Origin of the sequence: Acetobacterium paludosum (assembly GCF_008086595.1) — a bacterium.
Taxonomy (GTDB): Bacteria; Bacillota; Clostridia; order Eubacteriales; family Eubacteriaceae; genus Acetobacterium; species Acetobacterium paludosum.
Map to the genome: position 1 here is coordinate 248,184 of NZ_RXYA01000001.1, position 16,699 is coordinate 264,882.

The following is a 16,699-nucleotide window of genomic DNA, read 5'->3' on the forward strand; positions in this document are numbered from 1 at the left end:
CAACGATAATGTTGGCCTTTAAATATTAATTTACGGTTAATGAGTGTTAGTTTTTAAAACTGTGGATCGGTGCGGGAATATGTCCCCCGCGGTTGATGAAAATAGAACTGTCATTTTTATTAACCGCCATAATAGGAGCATGGCCAAGGAGTCCTCCAAATTCAGCGCTTTCGCCAACATCTTTTCCATAAACCGGAATGAGTCGAACACCGGTTGTTTTATTATTGATGACGCCAATTGCGGCTTCATCAGCGATGATGGCTGAAATGGTGGTCGCAGGTGTATCGCCGGGAATGGCAACCATATCAATGCCGACTGAACAAACACTGGTCATGGCTTCTAATTTATCAAAGGTGAGGGCACCACATTCTACGGCTTCAATCATCCCTTCATCTTCACTGACAGGAATAAAAGCACCGCTGAAACCACCAACTGAAGTTGAGGCCATAATTCCGCCTTTTTTAACCGCGTCATTCAGCATCGCCAATGCGGCGGTAGTACCATGCGTACCACAATGCTCAAGCCCCATTTCTTCTAAAATACGGGCAACACTATCACCGACTTCCGGAGTTGGTGCTAAGGACAAATCCAAAATACCAAAAGGAACATTAAGTCGTTCAGCGACAGTTGTTCCCACCAGGTGTCCGGCCCGGGTGATTTTAAAAGCGGCTTTCTTAATGATTTCCGCCATTTCGCCAAACGATGCATCCTGCGATCTTTCAAGAGCCCGTTTGACAACGCCAGGACCGCTGACCCCCACATTAAGAACCGATTCAGCTTCACCGATACCATGGAAAGCGCCGGCCATAAAGGGATTATCTTCGACCGCGTTGGCGAATGCCACAAATTTTGCACAACCGATGGAATCGGCGTCACGGGTGAGATATGCGGTTTCTTTAATGACTTCACCGATGCGTTTCACCGCGTCCATATTAATGCCGGATTTAGATGAGCCAAGGTTTACACTGGAACAGACATTATTAGTAGTTGCTAAAGCTTCAGGAATGGAATCAATCAGAATACGGTCACCCTTGGTAAAGCCTTTAGGTACGAGAGCCGAAAAGCCGCCAATAAAGTTTACCCCAACCGTTGCGGCGGCGGCATCAAGAATTTTGGCGTATTCTACATAGTTCAGGTCGCTGCTACTGCCGGCAATCAGTGATATTGGGGTGACTGAGATCCGCTTATGAACAATCGGAATACCCAATTCGGTCTCGATGCGTTCCCCTTCTTTTACCAAATTTTCAGCCAGATGAGTAATCTTATCATAAATTCGCTGTCGGCTTTTTTCTCCGGAGGAATCGATACAGTCAAGCAGCGAAATTCCCATGGTAATGGTGCGGATATCCAAGCGTTCTTTTTCAATCATTCTTACCGTCTCTAGGACGTCTTTAAACATTGTCATAATCCAGCCTCAAATGGTGTGCATCGCATTGAAAAGATCTTCATGCTGAATGCGGATGGACATGCCAATGGTTTCGGCTATTTTTTCCAGTTCGTTTTTCAATACATTGAAATCAATGGACATATTATCTAAGTTGACCAACATGATCATCGTAAAAAAATCATCCATAATTGTTTGACTGATATCTTCGATATTAACATTATTCTCTGCTAATATTTTTGATACATTGTATATTATTCCGGTGCGGTCTTTTCCAATAACCGTTACTACTGCTCTCATATTTCATACTCCTTAATTTTCATTATTTTAATAGTTTAAACCAAAATAGTTTTAATCACAAGTTATAATGTGGAATTTAAGAGGAAACAAATAAAAAATATTATTAAGAAGAATGTTAAAAAGTGAAAAAGTAAGGTCTGAAAATAACAGGAATATCAGTTGTCTGCATCTTGGTAAACAGGCAGCAGTCGGTAAAAACATATAGCAAACAACAATTTATCATTGTCGCTCGGACAAGTTTGTCGAAAATGGGCTATAAAAATATTTTTTTAAGGATAATGATATAAAATCGATACAAATGTTGTGAAATTTTAACAAAATTTAACCCTATTTTTTGCTTAATACGCGTCTGTTCAACTTGTTAAGGGTGGTGGAGTGTGGTATAATGTGGAACGTAATGGAAGAACAAAGTAAGAAGGAGGGGAACCTGAATGTTTTTTGGAGAGTATGAGCATAATATAGACGATAAGGGAAGATTAATCATTCCTTCAAAATTCAGAGAATCTCTTGGAGGCCAATTCGTTTTAACGAAAGGATTAGACTGTTGCTTATTTGTTTTTTCTATGGAAGAGTGGGAAAATTTCGAGAGTAAATTAAAAACCTTACCGATCTCTGATAAAGATGCAAGGGCGTTTACCCGATTTTTCTTTGCTGGAGCTGCAGATTGTGAATTGGACCGACAAGGTCGTGCCAGCATTCCAATTTCGCTTCGAAAATATGCAAAAATCACTAAAGAGGTAACCATCATCGGCGTTTCAAATCGATTGGAGATATGGGATAGTCAATTATGGTCAAGCTATAATGATAATGAGGATTTAAACTATGAGGACATTGCCAATAATATGGCGATGCTGGGAATTTAATGAAACCAAACACATTTTCTCATACATCTGTTTTATTGCGAGAATCAATAGAAGGCCTTTGTATTCGTCCAGAAGGAATCTATGTGGATTGCACATTAGGCGGTGGCGGCCATTCCCAATGGATTTGTGAAGCTTTGGGAGAAAGTGGCGTTTTGGTTGGCATTGATCAGGATGACTTTGCCTTGGAATATGCCAAAAAACGTTTGGAAGCTTATGTTTGCCAACGTTTTTTTATAAAAAGTAATTTTGCCAGTTTAACCAAGGTTCTAGAGAGCCTCCATCTCTTTGGAATCGATGGTATTCTATATGACCTCGGGGTTTCATCATTTCAACTGGACGATGATACCCGAGGCTTTTCATATCATCACGATGGCCCCTTGGATATGAGAATGAACCAGTCTGCGAATTTAACAGCGGAAATGGTGGTCAATGACTATTCGCCAGGAGATTTAAAGAAAATTTTATTTCTTTATGGGGAAGAGAAATTTGCCGGCCAAATTGTAAAATCCATCGTGAAAGCCAGAGAAATAAAACGCATTACAACAACCTTGGAGTTAAGTGAGATCATTAAAAGAGCTTACCCTCCCCAGGACCGTCATAAAGAAAAACATCCTTCCAGAAAAACATTCCAGGCCATTCGCCTGGAGGTTAATGGGGAATTAAAAATATTAGAAGATGCTTTGTCTCAAGGGCTTGAGGCGCTTAAACCGGGAGGACGAATGTGTGTCATTACATTTCATTCACTGGAAGATCGCGTTGTTAAGCACTTTTTTAAAGGAAGAGCAAATCCATGTACCTGCCCGCCAGATTTTCCCCAGTGTATGTGTGGAAAAAAGCCGGAATTAAAAATAATTTCAAGAAAACCTATTGTACCGGGAATAGACGAACAAGAAGAAAATCGACGTTCCCGAAGTGCAAAACTTCGGATCATTGAAAAGCTAGGAACAGGAAGCTGAGTTAATTAAAGGAGAGTTCCATGGCGACTGCAAGGAAAAGAAAGCAAAGTTCCAATCTGGAAACACAAAACGAAGTCAGACAAGAAGTAGTTACTACTGAAAGACAAAAGCGAAGATCCAAACAAAAGAAAAAAATATTAACGCCTTCTTCGTATATTGCAATGACGGCGCTGGTCGTATTTGCCGTGATGGCAGGACTTTTATTTCAGCATTCTATGATTACAGAGAAAAATACTGAAATCTTAAGTCTTCAAAAGACACTTAATGAAGCCATTCAGGCGAATGACAGTAAAGAGGGGCAGTTAGTTACAAATATGAACTTGCAATCCATTGAAGCACAAGCAAGGAGTTACGGTATGACGGAACCAACTCAGGCCCAATATCGGAAAGAAGTGGTTTCAGAACAGAAAAAGACCGCAACTACTTTAGAAACAGAAAAAGTAAAAAGCTGGTTCGAAAATTTGTTTTAGACTATGGTTTACCTTAAGCTGATTGAAGTAAACTGTCGACAAACGTTAAAAGATCTTGGAGAAAAAATGTGAATAGAAGAAAGAAAGCACAACGGGAGATTGGACCATTAAGCAAGCAAAAGAAAATTGTGCTGATTATGGTTATCCTTTCATTGTGCTTAATTGTTGTTATTGTGAGATTATTCTCCCTGCAAATTGTAAATTCGGCAGGAAAATATGAGCGACAGGTTGATCAGCTTGTTGAGGAAGTGCCGATTACGGCTTCTCGAGGCGATATTTATGATCGAAATGGGAATGTTTTAGCTAAAGATTCATCGGCATCAGCTGTCAATGTTGTTCCTTTTGAGGTTAAAGACCCGGAACGTTTAGCAAATACATTGAGCACGAAGCTTGGTTTAAAATATGAAGATGTACTGGCAAAGATTTCGGTATTGGAAGATGATGCTATTGAAGTGGATACAGCGGTCAGTAGTGCAACGGCAGTGACGGTTCTCAGTCACAACTTTCCAGGCGTAAGTGTTGAAGATGACGTCCTTTATTTTAAACCGAAAAGTATCACAGATCCCAATACGGTGGCTAAGACTTTGGCCAGTGAACTGGATTTGAAGTATGACACTCTTTATGAAGAAGCGACCAGAAAAGAGAATACCACGGTATTAATAAAAGGTCAGGTTGATAATGCCCTGGCATTGGATATTAAGAATTCCGAAGCAATAACAGATGCCTCGGGGAACATTCAGAGTTACAATGGAATTGAATTACTGGACGATTATCGAAGATATTATACAAACGGTAATTTTGCTTCCTACATTTTGGGATTTACCGGAGCCGATTACAGTGGACGTTATGGGGTGGAATCAACTTATAATGATGTTCTCAGCGGCGAAAATGGCGTACTGTATTATCAGAAGGACGCTGATGGAAATAAAATCGCTTCGCAAACAAAAATCCTAAAGGCCCCCGTTCAAGGAAAAGACATTACCTTAACAATTGATAGTAATATTCAATTAATGGCGGAAAAAGCGGTGGCAGAAGCGGCAGCAACATGGCAGACAAAAAGTGTTACAGCTATTGTTATGGAAACAAAGACCGGACAGGTTGTTGCTATGGCATCAAACCCGAATTATAATCTTAATGATCCGAATACCCTTGATGCAAATTTCGCATCGACGCATGCAGAAGACCTGACAGGATTGACTGATTCAGAAAAATTGCTGGAAATGTATCAAAATCCGGCAGTAAGTTTTATCTATGAACCGGGTTCAACGTTTAAAGCGCTTACCGGGTCGGCGGCACTGGAAGAAGGGGTGGTAACACCGGATACAACTGTTTATTGCAGCGGATCCATACAGGTAGGGGATGCAATCATTAATTGCTCAACCGGACCTCATGGCACCGAGACTGTTTCAGATGCTATTGCGTATTCCTGCAATCCTGGTTTGGTTCAAATTATTGAAAAGTTAGACCCTGATGTTTTCTTTCAGTATGTTTATAATTTCGGATTAGGTCAAAGAACCGGGATTGAGCTGGACGGAGAAGAATCCGGAATCATCAACCGTCTTTCTAAGGCAAACGGTGAAATCAATCAAGTTGATTATGCAACTTTTTCTTTTGGACAGGGTTTGGCGGTAACTCCCATTCAGATGGTTAGTGCGCTGAACAGTGTTGTAAACAATGGTTATTATGTAAAGCCCACCATTATTTCAAATGAAACCAAGGGTACCCAAACCGAATCACCGAAGCAGATTATTTCAACGGAAACATCTTTAGCAATGAGAGAAATCATGAGAAAAGTGGTTGGCTATGATTCGAGCATGACCGCCCTTTCCGAAGGTTACAGTATCGGCGGAAAAACCGGAACGGCAGAAAAATTTATCGACGGAGCCTATTCAACGACCAAATATGTTACTTCTTTTTATTGCTTTGCACCGATTGAAGATCCGAAATATTCTGTTTATGTTGTGCTTGATGAACCGAAAGCAGGGGCTTATGGGAGTACTAGTGCAGCTCCGACGGCGATTAGTTTGATGGAACAAACTTTGAATTATAATTCTGCCGATACCAACATCAATGATGTGAGCACAGAAGCAGTTCAAAAGGGCAGCATAACCGTTCCTGATTTGGTTGGACAGAATAAAGATTTTGCAGCAAGTATCCTTAATGAAAAAGGAATCAAATACAGTTTTGATGCAACGACAAGTGGCAGTACAGTTGTTAGTCAAAGCATTCCGACTAATTCCGTGTACGATTCTAGTACAGAAATTGTACTTGGATTGGGAGACTCCACCAGCTCCACCAGCGGAACAGTCGTTGTTCCTGATGTCACAAAACTTTCAATTCAAAGTGCCAATGAGTTACTCACGGGACTGGGACTAAATCTTAAAATTACAGGTAATGGTTTTGCATCAAGTCAGACTCCGGCAGCAACAACAGTTGTTGAAAAAGGCAGTGACGTTAATGTAACATTTACCCCATAGTAAAGGTGAAAGAAAAGCGAGGGGAAAATCCTTGCTTTTCTTTATGTATAAAGTTTGATATAATAGCACAGTCTTTTGGGAAAAAGAAGAAAATTTTGGAGAAAGATTAGGTAAAATTTATCGATGGACAGTATCAGTATTGATGAAATACTTAGGATCACCCAGGGAAAATTACTTCAAGGGGAAAGCAACTTAATAGTAAAAGATGTTAAAATTGACAGTCGAAAGATAGAAAATGGGGATTTGTACATTCCTGTTATTGGTGAGACGAATAATGGCCATGCTTTTATCGAATCGGCATTTTTAAATGGTGGAAGAGTGAGTCTGAGTCAAGAAAAAGATCGCTTTTTTCCGGAAAACATGACCATTATTCTTGTGCCTTCGACGTTGGAAGCAATGAAAGCACTGGCAAGCTTCAATAGGCATCGGTATGCACTGTCGGTGGTTGCCATTACCGGAAGCAGCGGAAAAACGACAACAAAAGATTTGGTGGCATCGGTACTAGCTCAGAATTACAACGTCCTTAAAACCAAAGGAAATTTCAACAATGAATATGGTATCCCCCAAACGCTTTTTAATTTAGGCCCTGAACATGAAATAGCAGTGATTGAAATGGGAATGGATCATCGGGGAGATATTTCAAAATCAATCCAGAGTGTTGATCCGGATATCAGTGTCATTACCAACATTGGTTTGAGTCATATTGAACGTTTAAAAACCCAGGAAAATATTTTTCTGGCAAAAAAAGAAATATTACAAACGTTAAAGAATGATGGAATCGCATTGGTTAATGGGGATGATTGTTTCTTGAAAAAGTTAAAAGAAGAAAAAAATAATTTTAGAGTTCAAAGCTTTGGAATCCACGAAAAGCAGGATATTAAGGTTTCAGAATATACTTCCCACAGTCACGGTCTTAAAATGACGGTGGAATGGGAAGGGCGGAAAGAAAGCTATACATTCAAATTTCCCGGGGAACATAATGTTTATAATTGTCTAACGGCTATTTGGCTGGGGCATTTTTACAACATGACGCAACCGGAGATACAAAAAGGTTTGGATGCTTTTGTGCCAAGCGGTAACCGTATGAATATTTTTTCAATCGGAAAAATAAAGGTGATCAATGATACCTATAATGCAAATCCTGATGCAATGAAAGCATCATTAGATGTGCTTAAAACCATCGGATGTGATTATAAGCGTAAAATCGCAATTCTTGGAGATATGCTTGAAATGGGGGATTACGGCCCGGCTGCCCATTATGAAATTGGCGAGTATGCAAAAGAAAAAGCAGATATTCTCATCGGCGTCGGAAATTTAGGAAGAGAAATTTGCCGGGGTTATGGTGATAAACAAGATTGCGTTTATCCTGTTTTGGATGCTCAGGCGGCAGGAAAATGTCTCCGGGCGATTATGGCTCCGGAAGATGTTATTTTAATTAAAGCTTCCCGCGGAATGGGACTGGAAAAAGTAATTGATTATATTGAAGGAGGTCATGAATAATGGAATTGACAGCTTTAAAAGCAGGGTTGATCGGTTTGCTCATTTCCTTTGCTGTTGTTTATTTGGTGACACCTCACTTTATTCCGGTGCTCAGGCGGTTAAAATTCGGGCAGGCCATTCGGGAAGAAGGCCCGCAAAGTCATCTGGCAAAATCGGGAACGCCAACCATGGGCGGGCTGGTTATTCAGTTAGGTGTTGTTGTTGCCTTTATTCTATTATCGGCAGTGACCGGCTTTTGGGATTTTTTTCCCGTGATTGTCATGTTGTATTTTGGTTGTGTCGGCTTTATCGATGATTACATAAAGGTTGCCAAAAAACACAATCTTGGTTTGCGGGCATGGCAGAAACTTGTTCTTCAATGTGTTGGAGCCCTGGCTATTTCATTATATGCCTACAATTGTTCGACGATTGGATCGGAACTCATTGTTCCATTTATGCATCAACCGGTAGATTTTGGAATTTGGTATATTCCCTTGACGTTCGTTGCGATTGTTGCCATCGTCAATGCGGTTAACTTAACCGATGGACTGGATGGACTGGCATCTGGGGTGACCCTGATTGTATCGCTTTTCTTTTTTGTTGGGGCATTGATTTTGCCGGAGTCAGCAACAGCTGTTTTTATCGGCAGTATCATTGGTGGATGTTTAGGTTTTTTAAGACATAATTCAAATCCGGCAGCTATTTTTATGGGAGATACAGGGTCCATGGCATTAGGCGGCGCGGTTGTGGTAATGGCAATTGTTACACAACTTGAATTGTTTTTGCTTATTGCCGGTGGACTGTTTGTGGTTGAAGCTTTATCAGTAGTTATTCAGGTTGGCTATTTTAAGGCCACTAAAGGGAAACGATTTTTTCGAATGGCTCCCATTCACCACCATTTTGAATTAGCCGGCTGGAGTGAAACGCGGGTTGTGACAGTCTTTTGGGTTGTGACAGCAATTTTTGTTGCCATTGCATTTATTTGTTTAGGTTAGGAGAAGATCAATATGAGAAAAACGACATTAGTTATCGGAGCGGCTCGAAGCGGAGTCGCTGTGACGGAATTGTTGCTGGATCAGGAAGAAAGTGTGGTATTAACAGATACCCGAACGTCCGGTATTATTTTGAAAGAGTTCCCGCAAATTTTGGACTATGAAAAAAGACCTTTTTTTGAATCAATATTTGGCATGCAACCCAGTCTGGATATTTTAAATATAATTGATGAAGTCGTGGTAAGTCCAGGTGTGCCACTGATTATTCCCATCATCAAAGCGGCCTATGAACAGGGTATCCCTGTGATTGGAGAGGTTGAAGCGGCCTATCGATTGACAAAAACGCCTTTTATTGCGATTACAGGAACGAATGGAAAAACAACCACAACTACTTTATTAGGGGAAATATTTAAAGCGTCGGGACGCGGAACCTATGTGGTCGGAAATATTGGCGACCCAATCACAAAGTATATCGAAAGCTCAAAAGAAGCGGATGTTTTTGTGACGGAAATCAGCAGCTTTCAATTAGAAACCATTCAAACATTCCATCCCAAAGCAGCGGCGATTTTAAACTTAACGCCGGATCATCTTGATCGGCATTTGACGATGGAAAACTATGTAAAAGCCAAAGGTCGTATTTTTGAAAATCAAACCGAGGAAGACCTGCTGGTTTTGAATGCAGATGATGATCTGGTGTGTCGATTGGGAGAACAGGCGATTTCAAAAAAAGCGTATTTCAGCTATTTAAAGCCGTTGGATTACGGCGCCTGGTGCCAGGATGGGAAACTGTATGTTAATAACGGCGAAGAAATTGTTTTTGTTTGCCGTGAAGATGAACTGGGGATTATTGGGCCGCACAATACCATGAATGCACTGGCGGCTTTGACTTTGGCATATTTTTCAGGCGTAACGATCGATGTGATTGTTAACGTACTGAAGTCCTTTGAAGGGGTGGAACACCGGTTGGAATGGGTTGGCTGTTTTTCCGGCGTTACCTATATCAATGACTCAAAAGGGACCAATACCAATGCCACGATTACGGCATTAAACGCGGTGGAAACACCGATTATTCTGCTGGCAGGCGGTTATGATAAAAAGGAAGATTATTCAGATTTAATGGAATTAGTCGCAAAACGCGTAAAACGACTGATCGTATTGGGTGTAACAGCCAATGATTTAATAAAAGCGGCCCATCAAAAAGGATTTACAAACATTATAAAAGTTGAAAATTATGAAGAGGCGGTTGCTGTTGCAAAAGCAGAAGCAGTTGTCGGAGATACGGTATTGTTGTCTCCCGCCTGTGCAAGCTGGGATATGTTTGATAATTATGAAATCCGAGGCAAAATTTTCAAGGAATTGGTGACTAAGAATCAATAAGAAATTGAGGAGCAAACCATGAAGACAGGTAAAATAGATCGTCCCTTTTTGATTGCCTTGATGATAATAGCGGGAATTGGGGTAATAATGGTTTTTAGTGCCAGTATGTACTCATCAACGATTAGCGGTGAAAAAGGGTATACCCTTTTTTTAAAACAATTATTATTTGATGTTTTGGGTGTGATTGTCATGATAATAATGAGCAAAATTGATTATCGAACCTACAAAAGATATTATATAATGGTTATGGTAATAGCGGCCTTTCTGCTGCTGATTGTTTTAATTCCCGGTATTGGAGTGAAAGTCAATGATGCAAGACGATGGCTTGATTTGAAATTTACAACATTTCAGCCATCAGAATTTGCAAAAGTAGCGGGAATTATATATTACAGTACGCTCATTGCCAGAAAGCCTAACGTCATCCGGGAACCGGGCCCGTTTTTTCGATACTGTATGATGCCGTTGGGTTTCATCTGTGCGATAACAGTTATCGAACCTTCTTTAAGTGCCACAATGGCCATCGTAGTTGGCATGGGCGGGGTTTTGTATTTTTCCGGAGTTCGTTTTAAAATACTTTTACCCTATATTGGCTTCGGCCTTTTGGCTTTTATCGGTCTGATGATTGCTGAACCATGGCGTCTTGACCGTTTTAATGTTTTTTTAGGAAAAAGCGGCTATGATTATCAGATAACCCAATCACTACTGGCTATTGGTACCGGAGGTATTTTTGGCAAGGGATTGGGTAACGGCAAACAGAAATATTCGTTTCTTCCGGAATTGCAAAATGATTTTATTTTCTCGAATATTGCTGAAGAATTTGGCTTTATCGGGTGTGTGGTTGTTTTGGGCTTATTTGCATTTGTTATTTGGCGGGGCTTCCAGATCGCTCAAAAATCACCGGATACTTTTGGATATTTATATACCAGTAGTGTTATGCTGTTATTGGCATTTCAGGTTTTAGTAAACATTGGCGTGGCTTCCGCAATTATTCCGGTAACGGGGATGGCGCTTCCTTTTATGAGTGCCGGAGGATCATCGGTAATTATTCTTTTTGCAATGATGGGGCCGATATTAAATATTTCCCGGGGCGTTGATCTTAGTAAAAAAAGATTGTGAGGTAGACTATGAAAGTACTCATTGCAGCGGGAGGGACTGGAGGTCATATTTATCCGGGACTTGCAATTGCTGAAAAAATAAAAAAAGAAAACCCGAATGCTGAGATCATCTTCATCGGTTCGAAAGTGGGAATGGAGAAAAATATTATTCCGCAATTAGGGTATCCGATTGAGTATATCAGAGTAAGAGGCTTTGAACGGCAGCTTTCATTGGAAACACTGGCAGCAGTTAAAGGGATTTTTGATGGAATGAGAGATGCAAAAAAAGTATTGGCTCGCCACCAACCTGATTTAGTCATTGGCACCGGCGGGTTTACGGCTGGTCCGCTGCTCTTATTAGCCAGTCGGCTAAAAATTCCCACAATGATTCATGAACAAAATGCTTTTCCTGGAAAAACAAACCGTATGTTAGGGAAAAAAGTGGACCGTATTGCGATCAGCTTTAAAGAAGCGGAACAGTATTTTCCAGCTGGAAAAACATTTTTAGCAGGAAATCCGGTCCGTTCCGAATACCAATCGATAAATAAACAGAAATCACGAAAAATTCTTAATCTTCTGGATTCACAGAAAATGATATTGATTATGGGTGGGAGTCAGGGCGCAGGATCCATTAATCAAGGGGCTTTAGCACTGATGGCGGATTACAAGAATCGGAATGATCGGGTGATTTATCATTTAACGGGAAAAGGACAATATAACAAGATTAAGGAAGCGATGTGCAAACAAGGTTTGGAAACATCCAAAAATATTTTTGCAGAGGCCTATAGCAATGAAGTCTATCAGCTTTTAGGGGCGGCGGATCTGGTCATCAGCCGTTCTGGAGCCATGTCTGTGGCTGAAATTGAAGCGGTGGGAGTACCATCAATTTTAGTACCCTATCCGATGGCGGCGGGAAATCATCAAGATTTTAATGCTCGAGTTATTACGGATCAGGGTGGTGGAATTTTAATTGAAGATAATGCTTTGACCGGAGAATATTTAGCAGAAATTACGGAGTTGCTCTTAAATGATGAACCGCGGCTAAAAAGGATGTCGGAAATTACCAAAGAATTAAGCATTCTTGATGCTGGAGATCGGATTTATAGTGAAATAAATAAGCTCATGGAGAATTTATGAAACGATCTAAAAAAGAAAAAGTCAAAGAAAAACCGCAACTTTATGAGTTGTCTAAAGAAGAGCTGCGTGAGCAGCGACGACAACAACGTAAAATAAAAAAGCGCAAGAGAATCATAAAAAGCCTAATTGTGATTCTTGTTATCCTGGGCATCATTGGCGGGTTAAGTTTTGCATCTTATGAAGCTGTGAAACAAGGCTTTTTTAACGTGTCAGAAATAGAAGTGGTTGGAAATGAAATCGTGGATGATCAGACGGTCATTGATGCATCAGGAATTCAAATTGGGGAAAGTATATTTTTTGTTGATATTAATAAAGCGAATTATAGTATAAGTTCATTACTGAACCTGGATGATTTAGTCATTTCGAAAGTGATGCCTAATAAAATTTTGATCAGCCTGAAAGAATCAACGCCAATTTGTGCGGTCAACGATGGCAATAACGTTTTTTATCTTACCCGAGATAAAAAATTAATCGAAAACAGTGGATATCTAAGAAAAACAGATATTCCGCTGGTCTTTGGGTGCGAGAGCGTTAATGCGCCGGGAATCGGGCAAAAAGTTGTAATTGAACCCTTTTGGCGTTTTGATACGGTTATGAATGTATTAATCGACTTAAAGGATAGCGGCTATTTAGAAAAAATTTCAGAAGTGCGGATGACGGATAATAATACCTACGAGATCGTGACAAAGAATGGGACTATTTTCAGTTTTTGGGATTATAATAATTATTCGGAAAATGAAAACTATATTTTAAATAATCTGGCTGAAAACACAAGCAATATGCTTATTAATTTGACGGTTGGAACAAAGCCAGTGATAAAAGCAAGGTAGAATTCAGTTTGTCATTCGGCGTAAAGTGACCGGACGATTGGTGAGTAAATAAAAAATACTGAACGATATTTTGCTTAATTTATGATTCAATAGTTGAAAAATTTACGAATTCAGGTTAATATAAAGAAGTGAAGATTTTTTTACTTGAATTTCAAGGAAAGATCAATTTGATATTATGAAAAAACAACCAAAGCTTTCAAGAGAGTTTTGAGAAAAAGAAATACAAAATTTTTGAAATAAAAAGTGTTATGAGAAAGCTGTTTAGTCAGAGGAGGAAAAAAAGTGTTTGAATTAGATGGGAATTACGATAATTTCGCAAAAATCCGTGTTGTAGGTGTTGGTGGTGGTGGAAACAACGCCATTAATCGCATGATTGAAGCAGGTATGAAGGGTGTTGATTTTATTGCAATCAATACAGACAAACAGGCTCTTGCTTTAGCTTTATCTGAAAAAAAACTTCAGATAGGAGAAAAACTGACTCAGGGACTTGGTTCAGGCGGAAATCCTGAGATTGGTCAAAAAGCTGCTGAAGAAAGCAAAGATGCAATTGCAGATATGATAAAGGACACCGATCTTTTGTTTCTGACAGCAGGCATGGGCGGAGGAACAGGCTCGGGAGCAGCACCGATTATTGCAAAAATTGCTAAAGATATGGATATTTTAACAATTGGTGTTGTCACAAAACCTTTTTCTTTTGAAGGCCGTGTGCGTATGCGTAATGCTCAAATTGCCAGTGAGTTTCTGCAGGAAAACGTCGACTCATTAGTGACAATTCCGAATGATCGACTTTTAAGAATGGCAGATAAATCTACATCTCTTAAGGATGCCTTTAAATTGGCTGATGATGTGCTCCTGCAAGGGGTTAAAAGCATCTCAGACCTCATCTCAATGCCAGGCCTTATCAGTTTAGACTTTGCAGATGTAAAAACGATTATGAAGGACACCGGACTTGCACACATGGGTGTAGGTCGTGCATCAGGAGATAATCGTGCCGAGGAAGCCGCTAAACAGGCGATTCTCAGTCCTTTGCTGGAAACACAAATTGATGGCGCAACCGGCGTGCTGCTTAATATTACGGCCGGTGAAGACTTGTCCTTATTTGAAGTTGATCGTGCCGCAAGCATAGCCAGAGAAGCATCTGATCCAGATGCCAACGTTATTTTTGGTGCAACCATTGATGAATCATTAGGTGATGAAATTCAAATTACTGTCATTGCAACTGGTTTCCTTTCCGGAGAAGAAAAAGATAAAAAAGCTGCGATTAAAAAGGTTGTTAAGAGTGCTAACACGAGCAATGCAGGCGAATTTTCAATTCCAGATTTTTTAACACATGAAGACTAATTAAAGATGAAGTGTCCTTATTGTGCATTTGATGAAAGTCGGGTTGTTGACTCTCGTCCCTGTGAAGAAGGTACCATGATCCGGAGACGCCGGGAGTGTACCAAATGCAATAAGCGTTTTACAACTTACGAACGGGTTGAAAACATCCCACTTATTGTAGTAAAAAAGGGCGGTCAGCGAACCCCATTTGACAAAAATAAAATATTCAACGGAATGATTAAAGCTTGCGAAAAACGTCCAGTACCCATTGATGCGATTAAAGAAGTTGTGGATGATCTTGAACGAAGCTTCTATCAAAGCGAAATGAAAGAAATCCCATCATCACTGATTGGTGAACAGGTAATGGCAGCATTGAAAACTCTGGATGAGGTGGCTTATGTTCGATTTGCCTCAGTTTATCGCCAATTTAAAGATGTGACTTCGTTTCGTGATGAATTAGAGCGGTTGATTTCAGAAAAAAAAACCGAGGAAAATTCATGAAACAATATGAAAAAACGATAAAAACAGAAGAGATATACAATGGAAAAATCGTAAAACTTCGGGTTGATGATGTTGAACTTCCCGATGGCACTTTTTCAAAGCGGGAGATCGTCACCCATCAAGGGGCGGTTGCTGTTTTAGCGGTAAAAAATGGGCAGATGATTTTTGTGAAGCAATATCGGATTGCCAGTCAACGACTGCTTACAGAGATTCCGGCCGGACTTTTAGAGTCGGGAGAAACCCCTGAGGAAGCGGCCATTCGGGAATGCCGTGAGGAAATTGGATATCGACCGATTGACTTATTTAAGCTGGGAGAGTTTATCCCGACTCCGGGATACTGTTCGGAGAAGATTACTCTTTTTTGTGCGACAGATTTTTCCTGGGATCCCTTGGAAGAAGATAATGATGAATTTATCAGTGTGATTAAAATTCCTTTGCGTACGGCAAGAGCTCTTTTTATTAACGGAAAATTTATTGATGGAAAAACGGTGGCAGCTTTAGGTTATTATTTTACTATCACTACCAGAGGTTTTTGTAAGAATAAATAATGTTCAATGAGAATAGATGGTTTATTTCGATGCAGGGCATTAGAATAAATCATCTATTTTATATTACAATGTGAAAGTTTAAAAAAAGGAGATCGTAATGGAAAAGAATGATATAGCTTTTGGGCATGATACGGTAAAGTATGTGAATTCCATTGGAGCAGAAGGTTTGCAAACAGGTGCCGATAATGATTTAATAGTCAGAAAAAGCAATCGTTTGCTTCGATCAACAGTAGGAATATCAAAGGGAAAGGCTTCGGAAATTTCGGATCAATGTGAAAGCTTACAAAGTTTAAATGAAACAAAGCCGAATTTTGGGGTGGCTAAATAATGTTTAATTTTTCAGCTGATTATTTTTACAGCTTATTGCTGAGCCTGCCAGGAATTCTGATTGCCATCAGTTTTCATGAAATGGCACATGCTTATGCTGCGGACACAATGGGAGATCCAACTCCCAAAAATGCCGGGCGTTTGACGATCAATCCATTAAAACATATTGATCCTTTAGGCTTTATTTCGATGTTGTTGTTTCGGTTCGGTTGGGCAAAACCGGTTCCGGTGAATCCCAATAATTTTAAAGATCGAAAAAAGGGAATGATCGCCGTTGCATTATCCGGAGTGCTCACCAATTTACTCCTTGCTTTTTTAGGAATGGCAGCTTATTTAGCAGTCATTCCGCTGAACAATGAGATATTAATGACCATTTTGCAGTATATTTATATTTATAATATTGTTTTTGCCGTGTTTAATATTATTCCTATTCCGCCACTGGATGGGTCGCAAATACTGGTACTTTTTTTGCCGCCTAAAGCATTGATGACCTATTATAAATATCAACGGTATGGGATGATCGTGATTTTTGCTTTGGCGATAACCGGCTTGCTGGGAATCATCATCAATCCGGCTATTAATGGTATTGTGAGTCTGTTTTCAGCAATACTGCTGCCGATTTTCAATCTATTCTGGTCTTGAAA

Annotated in this window: 17 protein-coding genes; 15 read left to right on the forward strand and 2 right to left on the reverse strand. The window is 40.0% G+C overall.

Annotated features, from left to right (window positions below):
• Positions 1-46: 46 nt before the first annotated feature.
• Both FZC41_RS01220 and FZC41_RS01225 read right to left on the reverse strand, forming a co-directional pair.
• Complete coding sequence (locus FZC41_RS01220) at positions 47-1,405, reverse strand: PFL family protein (RefSeq protein WP_148565555.1); 1,359 nt, start codon at positions 1,403-1,405, stop codon at positions 47-49.
• Between the two features lie 9 nt (positions 1,406-1,414).
• Positions 1,415-1,684 (reverse strand): ACT domain-containing protein, encoded by a 270-nt coding sequence (locus FZC41_RS01225; RefSeq protein WP_148565556.1) that lies wholly within the window; start codon positions 1,682-1,684, stop codon positions 1,415-1,417.
• A 431-nt stretch (positions 1,685-2,115) separates the two neighbouring features.
• On the opposite strand from FZC41_RS01225, the gene mraZ reads away from it, so the two are divergent.
• From mraZ to FZC41_RS01300, 15 genes are all read left to right on the forward strand, one after another.
• Positions 2,116-2,547: a division/cell wall cluster transcriptional repressor MraZ gene (gene mraZ, locus FZC41_RS01230; RefSeq protein WP_148565557.1), complete on the forward strand. Its 432-nt coding sequence runs from the start codon at positions 2,116-2,118 to the stop codon at positions 2,545-2,547.
• Positions 2,547-3,503 carry a 16S rRNA (cytosine(1402)-N(4))-methyltransferase RsmH gene (rsmH, locus tag FZC41_RS01235; RefSeq protein WP_148565558.1) on the forward strand — a complete coding sequence of 319 codons (957 nt, stop codon included), beginning with the start codon at positions 2,547-2,549 and terminating at the stop codon, positions 3,501-3,503. The genes mraZ and rsmH overlap by 1 nt, the downstream gene beginning before the upstream one ends.
• 20 nt (positions 3,504-3,523) lie before the next feature.
• On the forward strand, positions 3,524-3,973 hold the full coding sequence (locus FZC41_RS01240; RefSeq protein WP_148565559.1) for a hypothetical protein: 450 nt from the start codon (positions 3,524-3,526) through the stop codon (positions 3,971-3,973).
• 68 nt (positions 3,974-4,041) lie between these two features.
• Positions 4,042-6,450: a peptidoglycan D,D-transpeptidase FtsI family protein gene (locus tag FZC41_RS01245; protein ID WP_148565560.1), complete on the forward strand. Its 2,409-nt coding sequence runs from the start codon at positions 4,042-4,044 to the stop codon at positions 6,448-6,450.
• A 123-nt stretch (positions 6,451-6,573) separates the two neighbouring features.
• Positions 6,574-7,950: a UDP-N-acetylmuramoyl-tripeptide--D-alanyl-D-alanine ligase gene (locus FZC41_RS01250; protein ID WP_148565561.1), complete on the forward strand. Its 1,377-nt coding sequence runs from the start codon at positions 6,574-6,576 to the stop codon at positions 7,948-7,950.
• Positions 7,950-8,924, forward strand: a complete 975-nt coding sequence (mraY, locus tag FZC41_RS01255) for a phospho-N-acetylmuramoyl-pentapeptide-transferase (RefSeq protein ID WP_148565562.1) — start codon at positions 7,950-7,952, stop codon at positions 8,922-8,924. Before FZC41_RS01250 ends, mraY begins: the two co-directional genes overlap by 1 nt.
• Positions 8,925-8,936: 12 nt before the next feature.
• Positions 8,937-10,298: a UDP-N-acetylmuramoyl-L-alanine--D-glutamate ligase gene (murD, locus tag FZC41_RS01260; RefSeq protein WP_148565563.1), complete on the forward strand. Its 1,362-nt coding sequence runs from the start codon at positions 8,937-8,939 to the stop codon at positions 10,296-10,298.
• Between the two features lie 18 nt (positions 10,299-10,316).
• Positions 10,317-11,414, forward strand: coding sequence for a putative lipid II flippase FtsW (gene ftsW / locus FZC41_RS01265; protein WP_148565564.1), 1,098 nt, complete (start codon positions 10,317-10,319; stop codon positions 11,412-11,414).
• Positions 11,415-11,422: 8 nt separating this feature from the next.
• The gene (gene murG / locus FZC41_RS01270) at positions 11,423-12,529 is read left to right on the forward strand and encodes an undecaprenyldiphospho-muramoylpentapeptide beta-N-acetylglucosaminyltransferase (protein ID WP_148565565.1); all 1,107 of its coding nucleotides are present in this window, start codon (positions 11,423-11,425) and stop codon (positions 12,527-12,529) included.
• Positions 12,526-13,359, forward strand: a complete 834-nt coding sequence (locus FZC41_RS01275) for a cell division protein FtsQ/DivIB (protein ID WP_148565566.1) — start codon at positions 12,526-12,528, stop codon at positions 13,357-13,359. The genes murG and FZC41_RS01275 overlap by 4 nt, the downstream gene beginning before the upstream one ends.
• A gap of 282 nt (positions 13,360-13,641) precedes the next feature.
• Positions 13,642-14,700 carry a cell division protein FtsZ gene (gene ftsZ, locus FZC41_RS01280; RefSeq protein WP_148565567.1) on the forward strand — a complete coding sequence of 353 codons (1,059 nt, stop codon included), beginning with the start codon at positions 13,642-13,644 and terminating at the stop codon, positions 14,698-14,700.
• Between the two features lie 6 nt (positions 14,701-14,706).
• On the forward strand, positions 14,707-15,180 hold the full coding sequence (gene nrdR, locus FZC41_RS01285; protein ID WP_148565568.1) for a transcriptional regulator NrdR: 474 nt from the start codon (positions 14,707-14,709) through the stop codon (positions 15,178-15,180).
• Positions 15,177-15,728, forward strand: coding sequence for an NUDIX hydrolase (locus tag FZC41_RS01290; protein WP_148565569.1), 552 nt, complete (start codon positions 15,177-15,179; stop codon positions 15,726-15,728). The genes nrdR and FZC41_RS01290 overlap by 4 nt, the downstream gene beginning before the upstream one ends.
• Before the next feature lie 97 nt (positions 15,729-15,825).
• Positions 15,826-16,056 (forward strand): hypothetical protein, encoded by a 231-nt coding sequence (locus FZC41_RS01295; RefSeq protein WP_148565570.1) that lies wholly within the window; start codon positions 15,826-15,828, stop codon positions 16,054-16,056.
• On the forward strand, positions 16,056-16,697 hold the full coding sequence (locus FZC41_RS01300; RefSeq protein WP_148565571.1) for a site-2 protease family protein: 642 nt from the start codon (positions 16,056-16,058) through the stop codon (positions 16,695-16,697). The genes FZC41_RS01295 and FZC41_RS01300 overlap by 1 nt, the downstream gene beginning before the upstream one ends.
• Positions 16,698-16,699 lie beyond the last annotated feature (2 nt).